Here is a 14,961-nt window from a genome sequence, read left to right as displayed (position 1 = left end):
ATGGAAGACAAATGAGCTCAGCTCAAAAAGCTTAAGTAAGCGCTTACTAAGCCGATTTGTACGAAGTAAACTCGAAGTAGCTAAGCTCACAAAACGATATAAATCGAACCAGAAACTTGGGAAAAGGGGAAGGAGTGGCGGAGGGGAATTTTGGAACTGTAAGAGCGAGAGCGACTGCCTTTGTCTCCGAATTTCACCCGCTATACGCGTAAGAATTCAAGAAATTTGGAGAGAACAGCGGCTGGAAGTCCAAACATTCCCCGCAGTGGCGACGGGCCCTTAGCCCAAATATTTAGGGTTCGATTTATAAGACGAAGTAAACTCGAAGTAGCTAAGCTCACAAAACTTTTAGGAGGAAAGATATGCTTAAGACAGAACAGCTATCATTAGCAAGACAGATGGATTTGGTGTTTAGGGAACTGCAAGAGGAATTGTCAGGACTATCTTCCGGTACGGTATTTGTGCAAATACGAAATAATACCATTGGCAAATTCGGCATACGTCATCATCCTTTAGCCGGTCGGGGGGGTGGATTCACAGAAGTGAAGGAAGGAATAACGGAGAGCCAGCAGTCTTCTTTTCGTCTAATGGCACTGGAGAGTCTGAAATACAAACGCCGTTGGACTCATGGTGAGATCAGCTATGAGTTCGCTATAAGACAGGGAAAGCTAATCGTAGATGCTACGCTGGAGTCTAATTATAATATGGCGAATCTGATGATTCGATCTCCCCGTAATGCTTACGCCGAGAGTGCTGATCAATTTTTAAGTTAAACGTTTTACATAAAAATTGTTTGCAGCTGGGATTATAGGCTATAAATTAGAAAAACCTCCCACAGCTTCTGGAAGAAGTGTGAGAGGTTTGAAAGCTAGTCGGCAATAGGCTTTTTAAGACCTCTGCCGGATAAAACACTTAAGATAACGATGTTACTGACGACCGGACAGTTGTTGTTCTGCCAGTTGTACTAGACGTTTAGTGATGTAACCTCCCAAAGAACCAGTTTCGCGGGAAGTGTAGTTCCCGTAATAACCGTCAGCTGGGATCGTTACTCCAAGCTCTTGTGCTGCTTCATATTTCAATTGTTGCAACGCTGCATTTGCTTGAGGAACTACAAGGTTATTGGAACGGCTGCTACGACCTTGACCTGCTTGACCCATGTGTGTCACCTCCTTCGCCCGTTGTGAAGATAGTATGAGCGCTAAGAGGCTAATTCATGCATGCTATCGAAAGGTTTTAAGGATGGTAATTATTAGTCGATTAAAAGTAAGGGTAGGAAAGCCTAAATAACTAAGCTCGCACAAAAAATCGGCCTTCTCTTACGTAAACGCAAGGGAAGACCGATATAATGTATATCTGCTTTAATTCTCGGGATAGATCATTTCCAGCATAGTGGACAGCTCAAGACTTTGACCTGGTTCTACCTTCAGCAAGCCCGTGAAGGAAGGGTCATCTGAAACGTTAGGAGCATCCGGGAGCCAGGTGTAAGGTTCGATGCACAGAAATTGATCGGCCGGTCCTTTGGTATACAGGACCCAGTGACGGAAATGATTCTCGTCAGCTGTATAACGAAGACCATAACCATCATCGCGTAATAGCAAGGCTTCTACGGGCTGCTTGTCACCAATACGTAGAGCAGTATCAAAATTAGTTCCCTGGAGGTTGATTCCAGAGTTTAGTGAATCTAGATCACCAAGTGGAATTAGATTGCCGCTAGGGAGCAATTCATCGTTTAGTTCATAAATGCTGTTTACGGGCAGCTTGAGATTCCAGCGTTCAGGTTCTCCATCGATCATAAACCAGGTGTGATAGCCGATCCCAAAGGGAATACGGTGATCGCCGAGATTTGTAACCTTTAAAGTCTGGCTGAGCCGGGCATCCTGAAGCCTGAATGTCATTTCGAATTTGAGTGGAATGGGAAATTGCTCCATCCAGTGCGGATCATCTTCAGTAAGGAATTCAGTAGTGACTGCACAACCGTCCTCGTCTTCTTCAATATCGCTGACACACCAGGATTGAGTCCGGTGTAGACCATGGATATGATTGTCACCAGCGGTATTCTGGTCAAATTGATAACTTGTACCCTCGAATTGAAATTTTCCTTTACGAATTCTTCCGGGTGGAATTAAGAGCGGGATGCCAAAATGGTAAGGTTTTTGCATAAAGAAAGCTTGATCGCTTTCATCAGGCCGCCGCAGAATTTCCCGTTGTTCTTTTACATCAAACAATGAAATCACGTTGTTTCCTAGTCGCGGCAAAAGCGTGACTTCCAGTTCGCGGCTGTGCAAAATATAAGTATCATAACCGCCCCACTGCCCTTTGGTCACCTGTTTCATGAGATATGCTCCTTTATCGTAACTGTAATCGAATAGAACATGGATAACCTTATCATAACAGATTTATGCGGAAGTGGTTAAGTGATTTGACAACTTCTCTTTATGGTTCTATGATGAAGGCATTAAATTATGATGAGAATGTGATGACGGGGACAAGTAGACAGGAAATACACCTTCAGAAAGCCGGTGGTTGATGCGAACCGGTAGGACACTCCTGATGAATGGACCCCTGAGCGCCGCGCTTGAACGGGAGCAAGATGCCCTAGTAGACCGGCCGGATCTTCCCCGTTAACGGAAGACTAAGGCTGTTTCCCTTTGACTATACAAAGGTTAAGCAGCGAATAAGGGTGGCACCACGGTCTCACGTCCCTTGCGGATGAGGCTTTTTTTGCGTTCTCGGAAATCGGAAATTACATCTAACGGAGGTCTATATTATGTTGAAAAAAGTAATGTCAGGCATACAACCGAGCGGTTCTCTAACTTTGGGTAACTATATCGGAGCGCTGAAAAATTTTGTGAAGCTGCAAGACGATCATCAATGTTTCTTTATGGTTGTCGATATGCATGCGATCACCGTTGCTCAAGATCCTGCGGCACTGCGTGAGCAGTCTGAAGCTGTAGCTGCACTCTTTATCGCGGCAGGAATTGATCCTGTGCGTTCGAATGTATATATGCAGTCTCATGTGCCTCAGCATGCGGAATTGGGCTGGATCATGACTACGCTAACGGCAATGGGCGAGCTTGAGCGTATGACACAGTTCAAAGATAAATCATCAGGTAAGGATTCAGTTGGCGCGGGCCTATTCGTATATCCTTCTTTAATGGCAGCAGATATTCTTGTTTATAATGCGGATCTTGTGCCAGTAGGTGAAGATCAGAAGCAGCACTTGGAGTTGACCCGTGATTTAGCTGGCCGTTTCAATAACCGTTTTGGCGAATTCTTTACGATTCCTGAACCGTATATCCCTGAAGTGGGCGCACGCATTATGTCTCTGGATGATGGCACTAAAAAAATGAGCAAGAGCAGCCCGAATGCAGGCAGCTATATTGCCCTGTTGGATTCGCCGGATGTGATCCGTAAAAAAATCAGCCGCGCAACGACTGATTCTGGACGTGAAGTGATCTTTGATCCGGCTAACAAGCCAGAGATTAGTAACTTGATGAGTATTTACTCGGAATGTTCTGGGATGTCCCTCCAGCAAATAGCCGATCGTTATGAAGGACAAATGTATGGTGGCTTTAAGAAGGATCTTGGGGAAGTGGTTGTATCCACACTTGAGCCTTTGCAACAAAGATATCATGAAATTCGCAGTTCAGGTGCGATCACTGATATTCTTGCTGAAGGTGCTGAACGTGCACGTATTGTTGCAGCTGAGACGTTGAATGGCGTAAAAGAGCGGATGGGCTTTCTGCCAGCTCGTTAATCTTAGTCAGAGCTTAAGCTTTCCTGTTTGCGTCTAATTCTGGCTTTGAGGATAAATCCCCAGCCAATATTCATTACGCAAAGAAAACCAAGCAGAAGTGCCAGCCAGAAGCTATAGCTGATCGCGATTGAAGCGGCAGTGAGAATAAGAATAGAAGAACAAGCGAACCAAAGTGAGAGTCCTTTACCCATTAAGAGCTTTCCTTTCCGTGTCTGCTAAAATGAATCCCGGAGTATTATAAAATACTCCGGGATTTTTTGTGATTATAGAATAGATCTCTCAGTAAGTCTACAGTTTCATCGTAAAGAACCAGGGTCGATGGAAAATCGTTTGTCGAGCTTATCACTGCTAAGCCAGCCTACATAAGTATTTAAAGGTTTATATTGGTTATCCATAACTAATACAGCCACAAAAGGGTATTGTTTGCGGTGTAAATAACGAACGTCTCCCCAGCGCACCATATATCCTGAAGGAAGCTCCTCCACTTCGGCAACCGCATAAGAGGTGAAATATAGAAAGGACTGAATATCTGGATGCGACTTGGATATTTCCACAGCGGGATGATTCGAGCAGACCGCATGTTTGAACCATTCCAGACGGTTGTTCAGTAGCTGCCCAACGTCATAGCTGCCGTCTTTTTTCACTTTAACTACGTTCCAGCGTTTAAGTGAAATTGTAGGGATTACAATATAACGTTCACCAGCATTATGGTGTATATCTTTAAGCTTGATGTTTCGTGTAAGGCGGGCATGAACAATTGTTCTCCAAATATAATAAAGAATGGTACAGGCATAAAGCGTAATAAATAAAGGTTTGGGCGGCACAATCCCAGTGATCCAGAGTAGAATAGCTGCGATATGGCTGCCAAAAATAAATGGATCGAAAATGTGGATGATATTCCAGGCAATCCATTTCTCAGTAAATGGACGGGCGGCCTGGGTTCCATAGGTGTTAAACAGATCAGAGAAGACGTGCACGCCTACGCCTATGAAACCCCAGAGTGCAACATGGCTTAAAGCTGCCAAATCAGTAAATCCAAACAGAGGCCCTAAGACTAGGGCAATCAGAGCGGGCCACAAAATTAGAAAAGGCAAGGAGTGTGTGATTCCCCGGTGATTACGAATATATATTGCATTGTCCTTTAGTCTTAATGCGGTATCGGCATCAGGAGCTTGTGAGCCTAAAATCGTAGCCAGCATAACGGCCCCGGCCAGTTTAGGGTCAGAAGCAACGACAGGATCTACGAATGAAAGTCCGGCTAACCCTATGCCCATAACTAAATGTGTAGCGGTGTCCATTGGTCAGTTCTCCTTTGTTGTTCGGAAGTACATTATTAATAATTACCCAAATACAGCTTAGGTTATTAACGGGCTGGAAATAAATATTGTCACGTAATTGTCAAATTCATGAACATACTGTGCCATGACTGTCAAAGTCTCCTCGGGTTTGATATGATAAAGTTAACAGCGAAGTCTATTTAGTGCTTCGGCTAGAACGTTAGAAGTTCGTTTAGAAGGAGGATCATTTGGTGTGGATAATCATATAACATTTCAAGCTTCTTCCGATTCTGCAGCTATGTCTGCAAAATCTCCACCGGAAGGTGCAAGTTGGCGTGATTTCATTACCGTAACAAAACCCGGTATTATCCGATCTAACCTCATCGCTGCCTTTGCAGGATATTGGCTGGCTTCAGGTTGGGATGTTCAATACGGCAGATTAGTTCTGACTCTGCTCGGTACAATGCTGGTTATGGCTTCGGCCTGTGTTTTTAATAACTATTTCGACCGTGACCTGGACATGAAGATGGAAAGAACGCGCGATCGGGGGCTTCCTACAGGACGACTGAAACCCAAAACCGTATTGCTGTATGCTATAGGGCTAGGGATTGCGGGCTTGATTGTACTGTTTGCTTTTTCCGGAGTTTTAGCCGGTCTGTTCGGGATTGTAGGGATGTTCGTTTACGTTGTAGTATACACCCTTTGGTTGAAACGGACATCAACATGGAGCACTTCAGTAGGTGCGATCTCTGGAGCTATGCCACCGGTAATTGGCTACGTTGCAGTTACGGGAACAGTTGATCTAGGGGCTTGGCTGATGTTTGCGATGTTGTTTCTGTGGCAACCTCCCCATTTCTGGGCACTCGGGATTAGACGTAAAGAAGAATATAGAGCCGCTGGATTTCCGCTGCTGCCTGTAGTCAAAGGAACACGTCGTACGAAGTTTCAAATGATTCCTTATGTAGCACTGTTGCTGCCTATTCCAGTGTTAATGTACGCCTACGATTATGCAGGCATTTTTTATCTGGTGATTTCAACAGCGCTGTCCCTGGCTTGGTTAATCATAACCTTGATGGGCTTTGCAGCAAAAGATGACGAAGTCTGGGCGAAGAAGAACTTCCTCTTCTCCATTAACTACCTAACGGTAAGTTTGATCGTACTTGTATTGAATACGATTCACGGTTAAGAAGAGGGAGGGTATTATTGTCCGTGCAGACCTTTAAGCGTTATAAATGGACCTGGATTCTACTATTGCTTGCTTTGGTAATGGCTGGTTATCTGGCAGTTAATTCTTTGAATTTAGGAAAAGAAAAACTGCCGGTAATCGGAGAAGTGCAGGACTTTTCACTTGAAAATGTGGATGGAGACCAGATTACTCTGGCTGATACACAAGGTAAGGCGCGGCTGGTATACTTTTTTTTCACACAATGTCCGGATGTATGTCCTATAACTACGTTTCTGTTATCTCAGACGCAGAAAATTCTGGTCGACGATGGCAGCTTTGGAAAAGATACGGCGTTCGTCTCCATTTCTTTTGATCCAGAGAATGATACGCGTGAAGCCATTAAAAGCTTTGCGGACCGTTTCCAGGCAGATTATAAGGGTTGGTACTTCTTACGGGGGGATCAGGAAGTCATTCGTAAGCTGGCAACTGATTCTTTTAAAGTACTAATTGCAGGGAATAGTAAAGAAAATTTCGTACATGCCAATCGCATAGCATTGGTTGATCGGGACAATCGTCTCCGTGCATTGTATGACGCAGGGGATACGGATAACATAACGCCTGAATTTCTTGCCGATAGGCTGAATGAATTGGCTCGTGAATAGAACATAACCGCATAACAGAAACGCCTTTTTCGAATCCCATTTATTGAAGGATAACGAAAAAGGCGTTTTTAATTTCTTAGGCAATATATCGCGAATCAAAAAGGAATGGGTTCAGGGTAAATGATGAACTCTTCCAGACCCGCTTTTTCAAGCTGATTGATATTGTATTCATCTGGAGTGCCTTCCACTCCGGCATAACCCCGGCGTGTATAGATGTGACCAGCATCGGGAAAGGCATCGCGGAGAATTCCGCGTATTTTTTTGCCTGAACTGTCGTTATCCATATAAAGATATACTTCTCCATCTCCTACTTTTTGTCGCAGGGACTCGAGTTTGAGCGTATTTAATGTACCAAAGGTACAGAGGATTTCGACTTCCGGTACCAGCACGCGTCGTAATCTGCTGCGATCGTTTTTGCCTTCGACAATAATCGTAATGGACATTTGCTGACAATCACCTCCGGAAATGAAGTCTGAACTTACAGACTCATTATAGTTTACCGAAGGAGGAGCAGTTTTAACAACTGTTTCTACAGGAAAATCTTCATTCCCCGGGAAATGTCGTAAAAACAATAAATCATGCGGCCCGCCCATTCCATTTGGAAGAGTAGGTAGACAGCTTGGTTGAATTTTTTGGCGGAAGCAGTAATAGTGCAACCATCAGCAATAGAAAGGCAATGAAATAAGGCGAAACAACGGCTCTTAATTGTCCTGCGGCCACAGGGCCTGCGAATGCGCCTAGTGACATGGCTATCGACTGCATGGAGAAGGTGCGTCCCATACGTCCTGGTCCACCTAGACTAATAAAGAGCGATGCCATTGCAGGAAATAATATTCCTTTGGCTGCACCCAGCATAAAGAGAATAACGGAAGCGGGAATGTTGTGAAGTGAGGCGAGCGCAAAAAAACAAAGGGCCATACCTAGCAAGGCCACGGCTATTCTTCCTCCTGGGGAAAAGCGGTTCAGGAAGAACAAACTGAGTGTTACCAAAGCCCCTAAGCTAAGGAGCGATAAAAGAATGCCTGTGGAAACAATGCTATTACTTCCGGTCTGAGATAGAGGAAGTTCAAAAAACAGAACCCCTTGTGAACAAGAAACGAAAAAAGGCAGCAGATAATAACGTTTGGAAACTGGATTGGCATCGGATATAGGGACCGAAGGAAGATCCTGTTTTTTTAAAGGAGGTGCTGCAGAGTTTACAGGGCGTACTAAACGCCGGGCAGGCGCCGGTACACTGAAAAAAGCCATGATGCCTGTAGCGATAAGCAGCCATCCCAATGTGGTGAAGGTGCCGGAATAGCCAGCTTTAGCTACGATAAAGGCCCCCGCTGCCGGGGATACCACTGAAGCTAAGGTATGAACGATACCATGTCCGGACATATATTTCCCCTGCTCAGTAGCATCAGATGATAATGAAGCCAGCAAGGTCATGCACGCTGGAGAGAGGAAGGCGAGCGCGAACCCGCTTGCTGCTCGTAGCATCAGCAAATGCCACGGAAGCTGAGCATGAGCCTGCAGCAGTAGAATGGCTCCCGCAGTAACAAGGCTAAAGACGATGTAGCGGCGGCTGCCATTACGATCGACGAGTACGCCTGCGAGCAAATTGCCAGGAAGATGGGTTAACGAATACATGCCCATCATCCAGCCAATAAAGGCGGGTCCCGCACCAAGAGAGATGGCAAAGGGCGTTAGAATAGGATACTGTGCATGTAAATCAAAAAACGCCAGAAAAAGAAACAGGTACAGCCACAGCGCAGTTTTCACAGGGAAACACCTCCGAGAGCCACCTACAATAAAGATTAATGCAGGAAGGCGGATTTTAAGAAGATCAAATTTAAGCAACTACTTGTACTTTACGTGGGACAGAGAGGGCTTATACCGCTTTTTTAATTCCTATAAGCAGGTATACCTTTCTCTGGCTGTGGAACCATGAATTATGATGGGCATTCATGTATAATAATTAATATTGGCGTCATGTCTATAGAGGAGATAATCCTTAGGACGAAACTAGGTGATAGGGGTGTTGTGAGGTTGATGGATCCAGAGGTGTGGTCACAGTTTATTAGAGAGAATTGGTTAGTTATTGTTATTGCGCTCATTCTGTTGTTCGCGGTTGTTAATTTGGTCAAAACGATGTTGAAATGGGCGATTGTCATTATTATCGTTGTAGGTCTATTCATCTATAGTGGTGTGACAATGGACCAAATTGGTAACGCTGTGAATAAGGTGGCAGATGGAACGGTAAGTACGGTGAAGAAGGAAGCACAAGAGGTTATGCTTAAAGAGGCGCAGGATGCGAAGTACACTTCAAATGGTGACGGAACATTTACGATCACAACTCCGAATATTGAAGTGAAAGGTACTACTGGCGAAGATAAGGTAGAGGTTACTTTCCGCGGAGTTAGTCTTGGGAAGTGGAGTATTACTGATACCACACAAACATTTATCGAGGAAGCTCGGAAACATCAATAAACGGCTTCAGTTTAAATCATTATCAAAAACAAGCAAGCGGGCGACTGAAAGGGGAGATTGGATATGATAAACGGTTGGTTGACTAGTCTGAGTGATGCAAATATCATCTCCATCGCCCTCCTGCTGGTAGTAGTCTTTTCACTATTGCAAGGCTGGAGCAGAGGGTTCTCAAGTGCTACCGGAAGATTATTCGGTCTGCTGGGAACAGGACTGTATACAATAGCTTCTTTGGTGCTGGCCATTCCTGCTGCGGCTTATCTCAATCCTCATGTACAGACTTGGGCAGCAGGAATAAGTCTGCCTGATAAACAGCTGACCCAGTGGCAGCAAATTTATTATACGGCTGTGTCTGTGCTGGCGGAATCGCCGCTGGTGCGGTTTCTATTGTTGTTATTGCTCTCTTATATCTTAATTCGCATGCTTCTGGGATTGTTGTCTATGCTGCTCCCATTCCATCAGCTACGGCGCACCAAGACATTTAAGGACAGAAAGATTACGCAAGTAAGCCGTATGGGCGCAGCTATCATAGGATTAATTATAGGCTTGACTCGTGGTTTAATTATTGTGCTTGCTCTCTTCATTTGTGTTGGCCTAAATCCAGAAAGTCAATTTAGCCGTTATGTGGAATCTTCTCCGATCTACAGTCAAAGCGCTGCCGCTGTATTTGAGCCCTTTGTTGGGGAGACCGTGCAGAAAAAGCTGCCTATTCTGACGAAGACCGTTGCAGCTGAGATGAATGATATCCTGCGCAGAAAATATGAAGTTATTGATCATGACATTCCACAAGATATTGTGGGTGCGGCTGAAGATATTATTGGACAAGCGCAAGGAGACGAGAAGAAAGCCAGACTACTGTATGATTGGGTAGGAACACGAGTAACTTATGATTACGCCAAAGCGGAAAATTATGAAAAAAATAGAATTTGGCATGAACAGACCCCGCAGGATACCTTCGACACACGCATAGGGGTATGTATTGATTATGCCCGTCTTTACGCTGTAATGGCCCGCTCCCAAGGATTGCAGGTGCGCGTTGTAACGGGTCAAGGCTATGATGGTCGAGGCGGGTATGGCGCACATGCCTGGAATGAAGTTTATATAAGTGACCGGCAAGCTTGGATTCCATTGGATCCCACTTGGGCGAGCAGTGGAGATTGGTTTAATCCGAAGGATTTTGACGATACGCATATTAGGGAGAACGCACTCTGAGTGAGGGCGCCGCACTCCTTCCGTGTGGTACAATAAACTCATACCAACCGCTCTAACACAAATGCGAGTGCAATGCTCACAATCAGCTTCTTAGAAATCACCTTCATTATAAGAGCAATGTCGCTGGCTAAGGCAATTCAGACATTATTTTTATATAGAAGGGAAGAAAGCTGGTGAGCTTTGGGAAGCAGCTCCCGCCTGCGGACGGGAAATCTTCGAAACATTCTGTAGGTCTGAGATTGAATCTGTTTTTCTTTGGCACCTTTTTTATTTTTTGTATCATTATTGTGCGTCTTGCAGGTTTGCAGTTTACTGAGGGAGCTTTGCTGACAGAAGAAGAGATCAAACGGGATACGAAGTTTGTTCCGCTGGCAGCCATGCGAGGGATTATTTTTGCTGCCGGGGGTGAGCAGATAGCCTATTCTACACCTATTGAGTCGCTCTATCTTACCCTAAATAAGGAATATACAGCTAAAACTACCGATAAAGTAACGGGTGAAACCTCACTAACGGAAAAAGCGAAAAATAAGTCTAATGACCTTGCAGCAAGATTAGTAGCGGAGTTTGAGAAATATGGAAGTGCAGATGCCCCTAAGTTAACGCAGCAGGACGTGCTGGATTTACTTGATCTGGACTTTAAAAAGTATCTGGGTTATGTACCGCGTCGTATAAAAGCAGGGCTAACTTCAGAAGAAATAGCTTATTTCATGGAACATAAGGATGAATATCCAGGTATTACCATTGTGGAAGAAAGTGTACGCCACTACGATAAAGATACGGTAGCTGTGCAGACGGTGGGTTTTGGTAAACCTTTTAAATCAACCGAAGACATAGCGATGTACAAAAATATTCGTAGTGCAATGAAAGACAATTCTTCACCGGGACTTATGTATAAAACGGAAGAATATGTAGGATTTGACGGTCTGGAAATGCAGTATCAACGCGAACTGCGCGGAGAAAATGGTTATCAGGTCATTTCGGTCACTCCTCAAAATATGGCGGAGAAGGTAGAACAGACCGTTCCCCCTGTAAAAGGCAATAACATTTGGATGACCATTAATAAGAATGTTCAGATGAAGACTGAACAGGCCATATTGGATCAGATTAAATGGCTGCACACCAATGCTGTTCAAGGCGAAACTCATCCTGATGCTTTAACAGGTTATGCAGTAGCAATGGAAGTAGAGACTGGGAATATTGTCGCTATGGCGAGTATGCCTGATTACGATTCGAATGTATGGACAAAGGACTCACTGCCTACATCTGTCTGGAATAAAATTATGAATAATCATCTGAATGGTACAATTACCTCGAATTCTTCCGGGAGATCGGGTCATGATTTTAGCTCACTTGTATTCTTGGGATCGACCATTAAACCGTTAAGTGTATTAATTGGTTTAAATGAAGGGTTTTTTAACACCTCGAGCACCTATCCCGATGTGGGGATTACCTATTTCGGTAAGGATGATAAATCATCGGTTAGAAATTCATCAGGTCACGTCTATGGAAAACTGTATCCGGCTGATGCTATCAAGCAATCCTCTAACGTATTTATGGTAGATATGGTCGGAAAGCAACTATACAAGAAATACCTGGGGGATAAAGGTGTAGAGGTCTGGGACGAATATATGAAAAAGTTCGGACTGGGTGTGTCAACACAAAGTGGTCTTCCCGGTGAATCACCAGGTCAGATTAACTATACAGATTTCAAGGCTGCAGGGAGCTCACAGGCCGCGCTCGTCTACGCATCTTTTGGCCAGCAAGGCAGTTATACTACATTACAGCTTGCCCAGTATGCTACTACACTTGCAAATGAAGGTGTTCGAATTAAACCGCAGCTTGTAAGTAAGATTACTGATGCGCAAGGTAAGGTAGTTAAGGAATTTAAAAAAGAAGTGCTTAATAGCGTAACCTTTGATAAATCGTTCTGGAGAGAAATCAAACAGGGAATGAGCAGTAAAGTTAGTGCTTTTGACGATTTTCCTTATGATTTTGCCCGTAAGACAGGAACCTCTGAAAAAACGGATAGAAAAAATATAAACCGTGATAACGGGGTCTTTATTGCCTTTGCTCCACGTGAGAATCCGAAGCTGGCTGTAGCGGTTGTGATTCCGGAAGGCGGCTTTGGCTCCAATAGTGCAGCTCCGGTTGCCCGTAAGATTTTTGATGCTTATGATTGGGAATATGGGCTGGATGGGGTTCCGAAGAAGAATATTCCACCTGTGGCAGATCCCGTTCAAGAACAATAAGCTTAAATTAGAGAAAAAGGAGAGAAAAACTGTGAGTTTTTTCCGTAAGCAGGCCTCACCTCCTGACGAGACCAGCAGCAAAAGTTCCATTGGCCTGCGACTCAACGTGTTTTTCTTTAGCACGTTCGTTATATTTTGCGTAATCATCATCCGACTAGCTGTTCTGCAGTTCGTGGAAGGTCCAACTTTAACTGAGGTAGAGACGAGTAGAGATACTAAAAATGTACCGTTAGCTTCCATGAGAGGGGTTATATACGCTGCAGGTGGTGAGAAGCTAGCTTATTCCACACCTGTTCAATCGCTGTATATCACACTCAATAAAGAGTATACGGCTAAGGAAACAGATAAAGTCACCGGTAAAACAACGCTGACCCCAGAGGCTAAGGCCAAGTCTGATGCATTGGCAGCCAAGCTGGTAGCTGATTTCAATAAATATGGGGATCCAAATGCAGAGAAGATGACGGAGAAAGATGTAATTGATGCGTTGGATTTATATTTCCGTAAATCACTTGGCTTTATGGCACGGCGAATTAAGGCTGATCTGACTACTGAAGAAGTTGCTTATTTCATGGAACATAAAGGAGAATATCCAGGGCTTGAGATTGTCGAGGAGAGCATTCGTCATTACGATAAAGATACGGTTGCTGTACAGACGATTGGTTATATCAAACCCTTCAAATCCGCGAACAGTCTTAATATTTATAAAAACATTCTAAGTGCTATGAAAAACAATCCGGAGCCAGGGCTAACGTATAAGGATGATGAATTTGTTGGATTCGATGGGCTGGAGCTGAAATATCAGCGTGAGCTTCGCGGGCAAAACGGCTATCAGGAAATTTCTGTCAATCCACAGAATATGGCGGAGAAAATTGAGCGTGTCGTTCCGCCTGTCAAAGGAAATGACATCTGGACAACGATTAATAAGAACGTTCAGATGAAGACAGAACAGGCGATAACAGATCAGCTCAAATGGTTGCACTCTAATACCGTACAAGGCAGAACGCATCCGAATGCTTTAACGGGATATGCAGTAGCGATGGAAGTAGATACTGGCAATATTGTTGCTATGGCGAGTATGCCTGACTATGATACGAATGTTTGGACAACGGGTTCTTTATCTGCAGATGTCTGGAACAGTATTATGGATAACTATCAGAACGGCACGATAACTCCTATTTCTTCAGGAACCTCAGGGAATGGACTAAGATCTGTATTGCTTCTAGGTTCAACGATTAAACCTTTGAGTGTACTCGTGGGCCTGAATGAAGGGTTGTTTTCAACTTCTTCTTATTATCAGGATAGAGGTTTTGCGACTTTTGGTAAGTCTGGGCATGAAACGAAGGTAAGAAACTCTTCTAACCACGTATATGGTTCTTTGGATCCTGCTAGAGCCATTGAGAAATCCTCGAATGCATTTATGGTCGATATGGTCGGTAAAAGATTGTATGACAAATATAAAAGCAAAGGGATTGACATCTGGGATGTCTATATGAAAGAGTTCGGCCTTGGTGTATCTACGGGAATTGACCTGCCAAATGAATTCTTGGGTCAAAGAAACTATACCAATATAGAAGCTGCTGGTAGTGCGCAGTCCGCACTGGTCTATGCCTCTTTCGGACAACAAGGAAGTTATACAGTAATGCAGCTTGCACAGTATGTTACAACACTTGCTAATGAAGGACAGCGGATTAAACCTCAATTGGTTAGCAAGATTACTGATGCAGATGGAAATATAGTCAAAGAGTTTAAACGTGAGGTGCTTGATGAAGTAACAAACTTCGATAAGTCCTACTGGAATGAAATTAAGCAGGGGATGCGAAGTGAAGTTAGTGCTTTTTCTGATTTCCCTTATGACTTTGCCCGTAAGACGGGAACCTCTCAGCAAGTAGCTAAGGGTGAAATTCGCGATAATGGGGTATTTATTGCATATGCTCCACGTAATAATCCTAAGTTGGCTGTGGCGGTTGTAATCCCTGAAGGTGGTTTTGGTTCACAAAGTGCGGCACCAGTCGCACGTAAAATATTTGATGCCTATGATTGGGAATATGGCCTTGATGGAGTTCCAAAGAAAAGTCTCCAGTCTGGCAATAATACTAATGATAATGCGAAGGAGGGAGAGACTACAGGTACTGAGTAACTCTGACCCTATGGCTAAGATTTAAAAAATAAA

At 44.1% G+C, this 14,961-nt stretch carries 14 protein-coding genes and 1 other annotated feature; of the genes, 8 read left to right on the top strand and 6 right to left on the bottom strand.

Annotated elements, in window-relative coordinates:
• Positions 1 to 362: 362 nt before the first annotated feature.
• Entirely contained in the window at positions 363 to 773 is a 411-nt protein-coding gene (locus tag NST58_RS27565; RefSeq protein ID WP_036685297.1) for a hypothetical protein, read from the top strand.
• Between the two features lie 153 nt (positions 774 to 926).
• On the opposite strand, the gene NST58_RS27560 is transcribed toward NST58_RS27565, so the two are convergent.
• Together NST58_RS27560 and NST58_RS27555 are read right to left on the bottom strand one after the other, a co-directional pair.
• A complete protein-coding gene (locus NST58_RS27560) occupies positions 927 to 1,157 on the bottom strand; it encodes an alpha/beta-type small acid-soluble spore protein (RefSeq protein WP_036685295.1) in 231 nt (76 codons plus the stop codon).
• A gap of 201 nt (positions 1,158 to 1,358) precedes the next feature.
• Positions 1,359 to 2,333 carry an aldose 1-epimerase gene (locus NST58_RS27555; protein ID WP_076184767.1) on the bottom strand — a complete coding sequence of 325 codons (975 nt, stop codon included), beginning with the start codon at positions 2,331 to 2,333 and terminating at the stop codon, positions 1,359 to 1,361.
• Between the two features lie 134 nt (positions 2,334 to 2,467).
• Positions 2,468 to 2,707 (top strand) — a binding site (T-box leader).
• A 63-nt stretch (positions 2,708 to 2,770) separates the two neighbouring features.
• On the opposite strand from NST58_RS27555, the gene trpS reads away from it, so the two are divergent.
• Entirely contained in the window at positions 2,771 to 3,757 is a 987-nt protein-coding gene (gene trpS, locus NST58_RS27550; RefSeq protein WP_036685592.1) for a tryptophan--tRNA ligase, read from the top strand.
• Positions 3,758 to 3,759: 2 nt separating this feature from the next.
• Here trpS and NST58_RS27545 read toward each other — a convergent pair whose 3' ends face one another.
• Together NST58_RS27545 and NST58_RS27540 are read right to left on the bottom strand one after the other, a co-directional pair.
• On the bottom strand, positions 3,760 to 3,948 hold the full coding sequence (locus tag NST58_RS27545; RefSeq protein ID WP_036685291.1) for a hypothetical protein: 189 nt from the start codon (positions 3,946 to 3,948) through the stop codon (positions 3,760 to 3,762).
• Positions 3,949 to 4,053: 105 nt separating this feature from the next.
• A complete protein-coding gene (locus tag NST58_RS27540) occupies positions 4,054 to 5,055 on the bottom strand; it encodes a metal-dependent hydrolase (protein WP_036685288.1) in 1,002 nt (333 codons plus the stop codon).
• Positions 5,056 to 5,287: 232 nt separating this feature from the next.
• Here NST58_RS27540 and cyoE point away from each other — a divergent pair, with 232 nt between their 5' ends.
• Both cyoE and NST58_RS27530 read left to right on the top strand, forming a co-directional pair.
• On the top strand, positions 5,288 to 6,220 hold the full coding sequence (gene cyoE / locus NST58_RS27535) for a heme o synthase (RefSeq protein WP_036685285.1): 933 nt from the start codon (positions 5,288 to 5,290) through the stop codon (positions 6,218 to 6,220).
• A gap of 23 nt (positions 6,221 to 6,243) precedes the next feature.
• Complete coding sequence (locus NST58_RS27530) at positions 6,244 to 6,861, top strand: SCO family protein (RefSeq protein WP_036685589.1); 618 nt, start codon at positions 6,244 to 6,246, stop codon at positions 6,859 to 6,861.
• A gap of 95 nt (positions 6,862 to 6,956) precedes the next feature.
• Here NST58_RS27530 and NST58_RS27525 read toward each other — a convergent pair whose 3' ends face one another.
• Positions 6,957 to 7,304 carry a DNA primase gene (locus tag NST58_RS27525; RefSeq protein ID WP_036685586.1) on the bottom strand — a complete coding sequence of 116 codons (348 nt, stop codon included), beginning with the start codon at positions 7,302 to 7,304 and terminating at the stop codon, positions 6,957 to 6,959.
• A gap of 133 nt (positions 7,305 to 7,437) precedes the next feature.
• Entirely contained in the window at positions 7,438 to 8,625 is a 1,188-nt protein-coding gene (locus NST58_RS27520; RefSeq protein ID WP_339244858.1) for an MFS transporter, read from the bottom strand.
• A 270-nt stretch (positions 8,626 to 8,895) separates the two neighbouring features.
• On the opposite strand from NST58_RS27520, the gene NST58_RS27515 reads away from it, so the two are divergent.
• From NST58_RS27515 to NST58_RS27500, 4 genes are all read left to right on the top strand, one after another.
• Positions 8,896 to 9,333, top strand: coding sequence for a hypothetical protein (locus NST58_RS27515; RefSeq protein WP_076127990.1), 438 nt, complete (start codon positions 8,896 to 8,898; stop codon positions 9,331 to 9,333).
• Positions 9,334 to 9,396: 63 nt separating this feature from the next.
• Positions 9,397 to 10,542: a transglutaminase-like domain-containing protein gene (locus NST58_RS27510; RefSeq protein ID WP_339244857.1), complete on the top strand. Its 1,146-nt coding sequence runs from the start codon at positions 9,397 to 9,399 to the stop codon at positions 10,540 to 10,542.
• 173 nt (positions 10,543 to 10,715) lie between these two features.
• Positions 10,716 to 12,791, top strand: coding sequence for a penicillin-binding transpeptidase domain-containing protein (locus NST58_RS27505; RefSeq protein WP_339244854.1), 2,076 nt, complete (start codon positions 10,716 to 10,718; stop codon positions 12,789 to 12,791).
• A gap of 31 nt (positions 12,792 to 12,822) precedes the next feature.
• On the top strand, positions 12,823 to 14,928 hold the full coding sequence (locus tag NST58_RS27500; RefSeq protein WP_076193375.1) for a penicillin-binding transpeptidase domain-containing protein: 2,106 nt from the start codon (positions 12,823 to 12,825) through the stop codon (positions 14,926 to 14,928).
• The last annotated feature ends 33 nt before the right edge of the window (positions 14,929 to 14,961 follow it).

This window comes from Paenibacillus sp. FSL R10-2796, assembly GCF_037965315.1.
GTDB classification, from domain to species: domain Bacteria; phylum Bacillota; class Bacilli; order Paenibacillales; family Paenibacillaceae; genus Paenibacillus_AQ; species Paenibacillus_AQ odorifer.
This window is presented reverse-complemented; position numbering and strand designations above follow the sequence as displayed.